The 8,729-nt window shown below is 72.4% G+C and carries 13 protein-coding genes; all 13 read left to right on the forward strand.

Annotated features, from left to right (window positions below; all coding sequences use genetic code 11):
- Positions 1 to 277, forward strand: a 277-nt coding sequence (locus tag AC08OO_RS20680) for a hypothetical protein (RefSeq protein ID WP_476618938.1), incomplete at its 5' end; no start/stop codon positions are given.
- Entirely contained in the window at positions 274 to 759 is a 486-nt protein-coding gene (locus AC08OO_RS20685; RefSeq protein ID WP_476611787.1) for a hypothetical protein, read from the forward strand. The genes AC08OO_RS20680 and AC08OO_RS20685, both read left to right, overlap by 4 nt.
- Positions 760 to 1,168: 409 nt before the next feature.
- Entirely contained in the window at positions 1,169 to 1,342 is a 174-nt protein-coding gene (locus AC08OO_RS20690; RefSeq protein ID WP_476611789.1) for a hypothetical protein, read from the forward strand.
- Between the two features lie 9 nt (positions 1,343 to 1,351).
- Positions 1,352 to 1,720: a hypothetical protein gene (locus AC08OO_RS20695; protein ID WP_476611790.1), complete on the forward strand. Its 369-nt coding sequence runs from the start codon at positions 1,352 to 1,354 to the stop codon at positions 1,718 to 1,720.
- Between the two features lie 9 nt (positions 1,721 to 1,729).
- Complete coding sequence (locus AC08OO_RS20700) at positions 1,730 to 1,999, forward strand: hypothetical protein (protein WP_476611791.1); 270 nt, start codon at positions 1,730 to 1,732, stop codon at positions 1,997 to 1,999.
- Positions 1,992 to 3,497, forward strand: a complete 1,506-nt coding sequence (locus AC08OO_RS20705; protein ID WP_476618939.1) for a hypothetical protein — start codon at positions 1,992 to 1,994, stop codon at positions 3,495 to 3,497. Before AC08OO_RS20700 ends, AC08OO_RS20705 begins: the two co-directional genes overlap by 8 nt.
- Positions 3,491 to 3,688, forward strand: coding sequence for a hypothetical protein (locus AC08OO_RS20710; RefSeq protein WP_476618940.1), 198 nt, complete (start codon positions 3,491 to 3,493; stop codon positions 3,686 to 3,688). The genes AC08OO_RS20705 and AC08OO_RS20710 overlap by 7 nt, the downstream gene beginning before the upstream one ends.
- Entirely contained in the window at positions 3,685 to 4,923 is a 1,239-nt protein-coding gene (locus AC08OO_RS20715; RefSeq protein WP_476611689.1) for a phage portal protein, read from the forward strand. The genes AC08OO_RS20710 and AC08OO_RS20715 overlap by 4 nt, the downstream gene beginning before the upstream one ends.
- Positions 4,920 to 5,759, forward strand: a complete 840-nt coding sequence (locus AC08OO_RS20720) for an HK97 family phage prohead protease (RefSeq protein ID WP_476611690.1) — start codon at positions 4,920 to 4,922, stop codon at positions 5,757 to 5,759. Before AC08OO_RS20715 ends, AC08OO_RS20720 begins: the two co-directional genes overlap by 4 nt.
- Positions 5,760 to 5,826: 67 nt before the next feature.
- Positions 5,827 to 7,284 carry a phage major capsid protein gene (locus AC08OO_RS20725; RefSeq protein WP_476611691.1) on the forward strand — a complete coding sequence of 486 codons (1,458 nt, stop codon included), beginning with the start codon at positions 5,827 to 5,829 and terminating at the stop codon, positions 7,282 to 7,284.
- A 63-nt stretch (positions 7,285 to 7,347) separates the two neighbouring features.
- The gene (locus AC08OO_RS20730; protein WP_476611692.1) at positions 7,348 to 7,914 is read left to right on the forward strand and encodes a hypothetical protein; all 567 of its coding nucleotides are present in this window, start codon (positions 7,348 to 7,350) and stop codon (positions 7,912 to 7,914) included.
- Positions 7,911 to 8,126 (forward strand): hypothetical protein, encoded by a 216-nt coding sequence (locus AC08OO_RS20735; protein WP_476611693.1) that lies wholly within the window; start codon positions 7,911 to 7,913, stop codon positions 8,124 to 8,126. The genes AC08OO_RS20730 and AC08OO_RS20735 overlap by 4 nt, the downstream gene beginning before the upstream one ends.
- Positions 8,127 to 8,151: 25 nt before the next feature.
- Positions 8,152 to 8,729 (forward strand): hypothetical protein (locus AC08OO_RS20740; protein WP_476618941.1); only part of this gene is annotated, 578 nt, incomplete at its 3' end.

An 8,729-nucleotide genomic window follows, 5' to 3' on the forward strand; every position in this document is an offset into this window, starting at 1 on the left:
GCCCGACAGCCTGCCGACCACACCGTCGGCGACCTGCCCTGTCTGCGACCTGCCAGGCCCGCAGCACGTCCCCCTGCTGCACCGCATCGCCGACGCCCGCCGCGCCACAGACACCTGTGGCTGCGACCCTGACGCGCACGACAACACCGGGCCGTGTCTGCTCACCGCCGGCCACATCGGGCCGTGCGTCGCCTACGCCCTCGACGAGGCGGGGCAGGCCACGGCCACGCTGGTGCAGGTCGCCTGTCGTGCGGACGACAGCACGGCGCACCCATGATCGAGGCCGACGCCTCCGACTACGCTGACCTGCGCCGCCGGATCAAGGCATTCGACGCCGACCTCGACAAAGAGATCAAGCGCGGGCTCAAGGAGGCGGCCAACATCGGTGTGTCGGCCGTCAAGACCAAGATCGGCCAGGTGGCGCTGCACCCTGCACCACGCGGCCGTCATGGCACAGGCCGGCGCGGCCGAGGCCTGCGCCAGCAGATGGCAGCCAACGTCCGCGTGCAGGCACGCGCGAAGGACGTGCGGATCGTCCAGGGCGCACGCGGTATCACCGGCACCAACGCCAAGAACCTCCCGCGCCGCCTGGACGGTGACCAGCCGTTCGCCCATCCGGTGTTCAGCCATCACAACGTGATCGCCACCCAACGTCCGTGGGGCCACTTCAAACGTGTGATCATCCCGCAGCAGGAGGCGATGACCGAGCGCATGGTCGCGGCCATGCAGCGCGCGGCCGACCGCCTCGGCGACGAGTGACCTACACCAGGGGCAGCACTACGGCCCGTGGCCTGGGCGCCCAGCACCAGGCCCTACGCCGCCAGCTTCTGCCCCACGCCTACGACACCCCATGCCCATACTGGGGCATCGACCCGCGCTGTCCCGGGCTGATGCTGCGCGGCCAGCACCTCGACCTCGACCACTTCGCCAGGCCACGCGCCCTGGGCGGCACCCTGGCCGGCGCCCGCATCGTCCACCGCGGATGCAACCGCCGGGCAGGCGCAGGCCTCGGCCACGCACTACGCCGTGCACGCCGCGCGCCTTGTGCCTCGAGGCAGTCACGCGACTGGTAGGGGGGTGGGTCCGATTCCTGGCGGGCCCGGCTCCTGACTCGCCGCCAGTCAATCTTTTTTTCGCCGACCCGCCCACAGACCCCCGGGAGGTGATCATGGCTGCGCGTCACCCGACCGAGGACCTGTCCGACGGCTACACGACCAACGACGCCGTCGCCGCAGAGTGCTCGGACTGCGAGTGCGGCTGGTACGAGCCGGCCGGCGGCACCTGCCTGTGCGGCCATGGGATCGCCCGGCACGCCGAGCCTGAGGACTGGCCGGATGCCTGACCACCTCCCTTGAGCGGCGTCCACCTCGGACTGCTCCTCGGCCTGGGCGTCGTGCTCCTGTGTGGGTTCGCGGTGCTGGTGTTAGCAGCGCTGCGTGAGGAGGCCCAGTGGCGAGCGTTCGCCGACGAGTGCGATACCGCTGTCGCAGGGCTGCGTCGAGGACTGGCCGGGCGCCTGACCGGCGAGACGGCAACCGCCCACCCGCTTCGGGAGGACAGCATGACGGCCGGCGAACAGACCGACGCCACGCCCCTACGCTGCTGCGTGGGGCAGGCCGGCAACCGGTGCGACGCCGAGCTGGTGTCACCGGTGACCGCCATCGCGGTGCGCACCTGGCCGATCCTCGACGACGCCAGCCTGCCACCTCGGGAATGGTGATCGCCGGTCGTGGCGGCTCGCCGTGCCGGTCCGGTGGAGCGTGCGACGCGGGCGGACCTTCGGGCCCGCCGCCTGTCGGTGCAGTCGTCCGGGCCGGCCGCGCTCGCGGTGCGCCTGGCCGTCGCTCTGGACCAGGAGGGGGACAGTAAGGCGGCGGCGAGCCTGGCCCGTGAGCTGCGCGCGACGCTCGCCGACATCGCAAAGGCAACGCCGGCGCGGCCTGCGGCGGACCGGGTCGACGAGATCGCCGCCCGCCGCGCCGCGCGACGCCGTGCCTGAACCGCTGATCGGGGACCAGGTCCCCCGCATCCGAGTGGTGCCGGACTACGCGACGTCGGCCGGCACCGAGGCGGTGGAGCTGGCGGCCTACGCCGGCCTGGAGCTTGACCCCTGGCAGCAGGGTGTCCTGACCGACGGTCTGGCCGAGGAGTCCGGCGGCGGGTGGGCCGCGGACGACGTGGGCATCACGGTCAGCAGGCAGAACGGCAAGGGCGGCATCGTCGAAGGCCGTCAGCTCGCCGGCGTCTTCGTGTTCCACGAAAAGCTGATCATCTATTCGGCCCATGAGTTCAAGACCACGCAGGAGGCGTTCCGCCGCCTGTTCGGTCTGATCGATGGCCGGGATGACCTGTCGCGGCGGGTCATCCGGGTGGTGCGCTCGACCAACGAGATGGGCATCGAGCTGCGCGGCGGTCAGCGCGTCCGGTTCATGGCCCGGTCCCGGGGTGCGGGCCGTGGGTTCTCGGCGGACTGCCTGATGCTCGACGAGGACATGTATCTAACCGATGCCCACATGGACGCGGTCATCCCGACCCAGGCCGCCCGGCCCAACGCGCAGACCTGGTATCTCGGGTCGGCCGGCGACCAGGGCAGTGTGGTGCAGGGCCGGCTACGCCGCCGTGGCCTGCGCCGCGAACCGCGGCTGGTCTACCTGGAGTGGTCCGCCCGGGCGAAGATCCTCGGTGACGACGTCGACGACGACCACGACGACCACGCGACCTGGGCCCGGGCGAACCCGGCGCTCGGCATCCGGATCTCGCTGGAGACGATCGAGCGGGAACGCCGGCAGCTCTCCGCCGAGGGGTTTGCCCGCGAGCGGCTCGGGATCGGCACCTACCCGCCGGACGAGGCGGATGGCACGTGGGGGGTCGTCACCCGGACGGCGTGGCTGGCGCTGGTCGACCCGGCCAGCCGCCTTGAGGATCCGGTCGCGTTCGCCGTCGACGTCACCCCGGACCAGACGGCGGCCAGCATCGCCGCGGCCGGGCAGCGCCCGGACGGCCTGTACCACAGCGAGATCGTCGAGCGTCGGCCTGGGACGGCGTGGGTGGTGCCCAGGCTGGTCGAGCTGGTCGACCGGCACGGCCCGATCGGCGTGGTGATCGACCGGCGGTCACCGGCCGGCGCGCTGTACGCCGAGGCCGAAGCGGCCGGGGTGCCGCTCGAGCCCTTCGGCACCCAGGACCTGGTGGCCGCCTGCGGACAGTGGGCCGCCACGGTCGGCCAGGGCCGGCTGCGTCACCTCGACCAGCCCGAGCTGCGCGTCGCCTTCGCCGGCGCCGAACGGCGGCTACTGGGTGAGGGGGCGTGGGCGCTGGCGCGGCGCGGGGTGGACGTGGACATCTCCCCTGCGGTCGCGGCGATTTTGGCGTTGTGGTTGTACCGGGCGGTACCACCGCCTGCGGTGTACGGCCCCGGCGACCTCGACGACGAAAACGACGACCAAGACGACGAGGACCAGGGCGACGAGGACGAGGGGGGGCGGGCCGGGTGGTGAGTGTGTGCGCGGAGCTCGCCGGCTACGGCCTTATCGTCGCCGCGGCCTGGTGGATCGCCGTGCCGCTGGGTCTGCTTGTCGCCGGCCTGGCCCTCGTGCTGGTCATCGCCCCGGCCGCCGAGCAGGCCGCACCCCGACTGCCGCGGCCACCCCGGCTCCGCCGCTGGCGCCGCGGCGGGCCGGCAGCGTGACGCTGCTGGGGCGGGCACTCGGCCTGCAGACGCGGGCGCCCGGCGAGTGGGGGGACTCGAGTCCGCCGGCCCCGGGTGCCGGGCCGGCCGGTGGTGCGGTGGGGCCGGATCAGGCGCTGCGGGTGGCCACGGCGTTGTCGTGTGGGCTGGCGGTGTCGGAGGACATCGGGATGCTGCCGTTGGCGGCATACCGGCGGCCGCGGGCGGGCGGGGTGGTGCCGGTCAGTCCGGCGCCGAGCATCGTGACGGATCCGTTCGCCGAGGATGTCACCCGGATCTCCCCGCAGACCGGTGTCGCGCAGATCGTGATGTCGCTGCTGTTCCGGGGCAACGCCTACGCGCAGGTCGCCGACCGGGATCGGGCCGGGATGCCGGCCGCGCTGGTGGTGCTCGCCCCGGACCGGGTGACGGCGCGCGCGGAGGACGGGGTGCGGGTGTACCGGGTCAACGGGGTGCGGGTGCCCGTCGAGGACATCGTGCACATCATGGGGCCGTCGCTGCCGGGTGCGGACACGGGCCTGTCCGTCATCGAGTACCAACGGACCCTATTCGGGTTGGGGTTGGCGATCGGCCAGTACAGCCTGGGCTGGTTCGAGCGCGGCGCCTCGCCGGCGGGACTGCTGCGGTCCAAGCGGCCGCTGAACAAGGCCCAGGCCCGGGACCTGCGCCGCTCGTTCGAGTCCGCGCACTCGGGTGTCGGCCGCTCCCACGGCATCGCCGTCGTCTCCGGCGACGTCGACTACCAGGGCCTGTCCCTGAAACCCGAGGACAGCGCGTGGTTGGAATCCATGCAGCTGGTGCGGGAGGACATCTGCGGGCTGTTCGGTGTTCCGGCCTGGCGGGTCGGCATCCGCAGCGGCGCCACGTCGCCGGAGTCCGGCGCCGTTCTCGACGCGAGCGGCGCGGCCTACCTGCGCCACACCCTGCTGCGGTGGACCAGCCGCCTCGAGCGGGCCTGGACCCGAATGATCCCCGGCGGTGGCACCTACGCCGCGTTCGACTACGGCGCGTTCCAGAAGGCGGACGCGTCGACCCGGTGGCGCAACTACATGCTGGCCCGCACCCTCGGCGCGCAGACGGTCAACGAGATCCGCACCGCCGAGGGCTGGGTCGCCCTGGACTCCCCGGGCGCCGACGATCCGATGCAGCCGCTGAACAGCGCCCACGCGACCGCCGGCGACGCCTCACCCACAGCCGGCCTGGACGCACCACCCGCACCCGAGGAGTGGCAGTGACACATCGCCGCGCGCAGATGGGAGGCCGGGAGGTCCGCGCCCGGGTCGCGGTCGGCCTGGCCACCCGCGCCGCCGGCGACGACGGGTCGGGCCCGGTCATCTCCACCGGCTACGCCTGCGTCACCGGGGCGCCGTACGAGATGACGGACTGGTGGGGCGACACCTACGCCGAGACCGTCGACGTCGGCGCGTTCGGCGCCGCCCTGGCCCAGGATCCCGACGTCCGCCTCCTGATCAACCACGGCGGGATCCCGCTCGCCCGGACCATCTCCGGCACGCTGCAGCTGACCGAGCACACCATCGGGGCGACCACCGGCCTGTGGCATCAGGCCGAGATGGACCCCGCGTCCCCGCTGGTCCAGCAGGTGCGCTCGGCGATAGCCCGCGGCGATCTGACCGAGATGTCGTTCATGTTCACCTGCCGGGCCGAGTGGTCCCCCGACTACTCCCAGCGCAACATCCGGGAGATCACCGGGCTGTACGACGTCAGCCTGGTCACGTTCCCCGCGAACCCGGGCACCAGCGCCCAGCTGCACAGCGCGCCTCTGGTTGGAGCGGCTGAAGCGCGGGCAGCTCAGGCCGTTCTCGGCCGGCTGCGTGAGCGGCGGGCGCTGTCCCCGGAGGACGCCGCGACGGTGCAGCACCTGCTGAACCTGTTCGTCGTCGCCGACGTCGCCGTCGACGAGGGCCAGGAGGCCGCGGCCGCGCTGCTCGGCGTAGCGAACCCGGACGTCGAACCGTCCGACCCCGCGGACTCGGACGAGCCCGCCGAGGACACCGAGCCGCGGTCTGCGCCGCTCGGGCTCTACCGGCGCCGCCTCGCGCTGGCAACCTGACCCACCCACCCCGAAGCCCCACGGCGCCGCCGGCGGGGCTGTTCGTCCTGCTCGAAGAGAGGCACGCATGACACTCGCCCAGATGCGGGCACGGCGTACCGCCCTGCTCGCCGAGCTGCGCACGATCCTGGACCCGGCCCAGGCCGCGAACCGGGACCTGACCGACGACGAGGCCACCCGGTTCGACACCCTCGACGGCGAGCGGCGCCAGCTCGACACCGACATCGCCGCGGCCGAGGAAGACGAGCGGGCGGACGCCGAGAGGCGTGCCCGGATCGCCGAGGTCCGCCGGACCAGCGGCGCCGGTGTCGCGACGATCGGTGCCGAGCCGCAGGTCTACGGCCGCGGGTCGAGGAGCTCGTACTTCCTGGACCTGTCCCGGCAGAAGCTGAACATGGATGACGGTTCGGTGGAGCGTCTGGCCCGGCATGCCGCCGAGCTGCGGGTTGAGCTCCCCGCCCGGGAGGCCCGCCGGGCGCAGCGCGCCGGCGAGCAGATCGACCGGGAGTTCGGCGAGGACGGCCAGCGGACCTACGCCCGGCACGGGGTGTCCCCGTTTGAGCGGGAGGTGCGGGTCAACCCCAACCGGACCGACGGCCAGGGCGGCTACTTCATCCCGCCGCTGTGGCTGGTCGATGAGTACGTGCCGCTGGTGCGCGCCGGCCGGCCGTTCGCCGAGGTCGTCCCTCAGTTCGACCTGCCGACCGGCACCGACAGCATCAACGTGCCGAAGGTCGCGACCGGCACGACCACCGGGGCGCAGTCCGCTGACGGTGGCGCGGTGGCCTCGACCGACCTGACGGACACGTTCGTCACCGCGCCGGTGCGCACGATCGCCGGCCAGCAGGACCTCGCGCTGCAGCTGCTCGACCAGTCACCGATCTCGTTCGACGAGGTCGTCATGCGCGACCTGCTCGCCGACTACAACCAGAAGCTCGACCTGGGCATGTACTCCGGCACGGGGCTCAACGGCCAGATCCGGGGCATCGACAACGTCGTCGGGATCAACACGGCGACGTACACCGACGGCACTCCGACCTTGCCGGAGCTGTACCCGGTCCTCGCACAGGCCGCGTCGCTCGTCTCGACGAACCGCAAGATGCCGGTCACCACCTTCCTGTGGCACTCCCGGCGCTGGTACTGGTCGATGAGCCAGCTCGACGGCTCCAACCGGCCGCTGGTCACCCCCTACCCGAACGTCGGCGCCCTGTCGCCGGCGGCCATCGCCACCGGCCTGGTCGCCGAGGGACCGGTCGGCACGGTCATGGGTGTGCCCGTGGTGATCGACCAGAACATCACCACGTTGGCGGGTGGCAGCTCCAACCAGGACACGATCTACGCCGTCCGGTCGAGTGACTTCTACCTGTGGGAAGGGTCGATGCGCACCCGGGTCCTTACCGAGGTGCTGTCGGGCACCCTGCAGGTCCGTGTCCAGATCTACAACTACGTCGCCTTCATGGCCGACCGCTACCCGGCGTCGGTGACCAAGGTCGACGGCACAGGCCTGGCCCTGACCGGCTGGTAGACCGCCCGTCCACTCCCGGGCATCCCTCTACAGCGGCGCCCGCGCGTCGAAAGGAGCATGACCATGCCTCTTGTGCGAGGCCGCTACGGGGTGCTGAACCCCGCCTGGCTGTGCGCCGGCACCCCGGCCGGTGTGGACCGGCGCAACCTGGACCGGTTCGACGTCGACGCGGACCTGGCCGCGCTCACCACCCAGGTGATGCTGTCCGTCGGCCTGCCCCTGCAGGCCGGCGACCTCGTCACCAACCTGTCGTTCAAGAGCGGTGCGATAGCGGCGGGCACGCCCACCAACTGGTGGTTCGCGCTGTACGACCCTGCCGGCAACCTGCTCGGCCAGACCGCCGACCAGCTCGCCGCGGCGTGGGCGGCCGACACCACCAAGACCCTGCCGCTCGCCACCCCGCAGGGCATCACCGCGGCCGGCGTCTACTACGCCGCCGTCATGGTCAAGGCGACGACGGTGCCGACGCTCGTCGGGGTGACGCTCGCCCGGGCGGCCGTGGCCACGGGGTTCACCGCGGCCGATCGGGTGCTCGCCCAGACCTCCGGGTCCGGGCTGACCACGACCGCGCCGCCGACGATCACCAGCCCCACTGCCGTCGCCACCGTCCCGCTGGTCGGTGCGTCGTGAACGCGGACGCCTACCTCGCCGCCCTGCGTGCCGAGCGGGCGTCGATCACCGGCAGGCCCGACCGGCTCGCCGCCGTCGACGCCGAGCTCGCCCGGCTCGGCGTTGAGATTCCGGAGACGAGCCGGCCGCCTGAGGAAACCCCCGAGGATGGCCGGATGCCACTCGAAAAATCAGCCCGGCGCTCGGCTCGCACACAGCCGACGTCCAGCTGACCACCCAGTCTGAGGAGCTGCCGCTGTGCCCGACCCACGTCCGATCTCCGAGGAGGTCACCGGCCAGCCGACCGGCCATGACACCCACCATGAGGATCTGGCGTGGGTCGTCAACCGGGCGCTGATCGCCGACAGTAACCTGGCGGATGTCGCCGATCCTGCGGCGGCCAGGGCCAGTCTCGGTTTGGGTACTGCGGCGTCCCGGGATACCGGGACGGGCTCGACACAGGTGGTCCTCGGCAGCGACAGCCGGCTATCCGACGCCCGAACGCCGTCAGCACACAGGACCTCCCATGCCACGGGCGGGTCGGACGAGCTCACCCCGGCCGACATCGGCGCTGCCACCTCTGGTCACACCCACAGCTACCAGCCACTCGACTCGGATCTGACGGCTATCGCCGGGCTGACCCCATCGGGCAGCGCGGTGATCCAGGAGTCAGGTGGGGTGTGGGCGGCGCGTACCCCGGCACAGCTCGCGGCGAGTCTGCCGGCAGACCAGGTTGCCGGTACGGCGAGTCTGCGGACCCTGGGCACCGGGGCGACACAGGCCGCTGCAGGCACCGACAACAGGATCGTCAACGCGCTTCAGGGAGTCGCCGCCCA

Source organism: Frankia sp. CeCAU1 (genome assembly GCF_977971845.1).

Bases quoted from the DNA above. Each gene is read 5' to 3' on its own strand.
- AC08OO_RS20690 (WP_476611789.1), top strand. From the start codon at position 1,169: ATGGCTGCGCGTCACCCGACCGAGGACCTGTCCGACGGCTACACGACC.
- AC08OO_RS20685 (WP_476611787.1), top strand. From the start codon at position 274: ATGATCGAGGCCGACGCCTCCGACTACGCTGACCTGCGCCGCCGGATC.
- AC08OO_RS20730 (WP_476611692.1), top strand. From the start codon at position 7,348: ATGCCTCTTGTGCGAGGCCGCTACGGGGTGCTGAACCCCGCCTGGCTG.
- AC08OO_RS20725 (WP_476611691.1), top strand. From the start codon at position 5,827: ATGACACTCGCCCAGATGCGGGCACGGCGTACCGCCCTGCTCGCCGAG.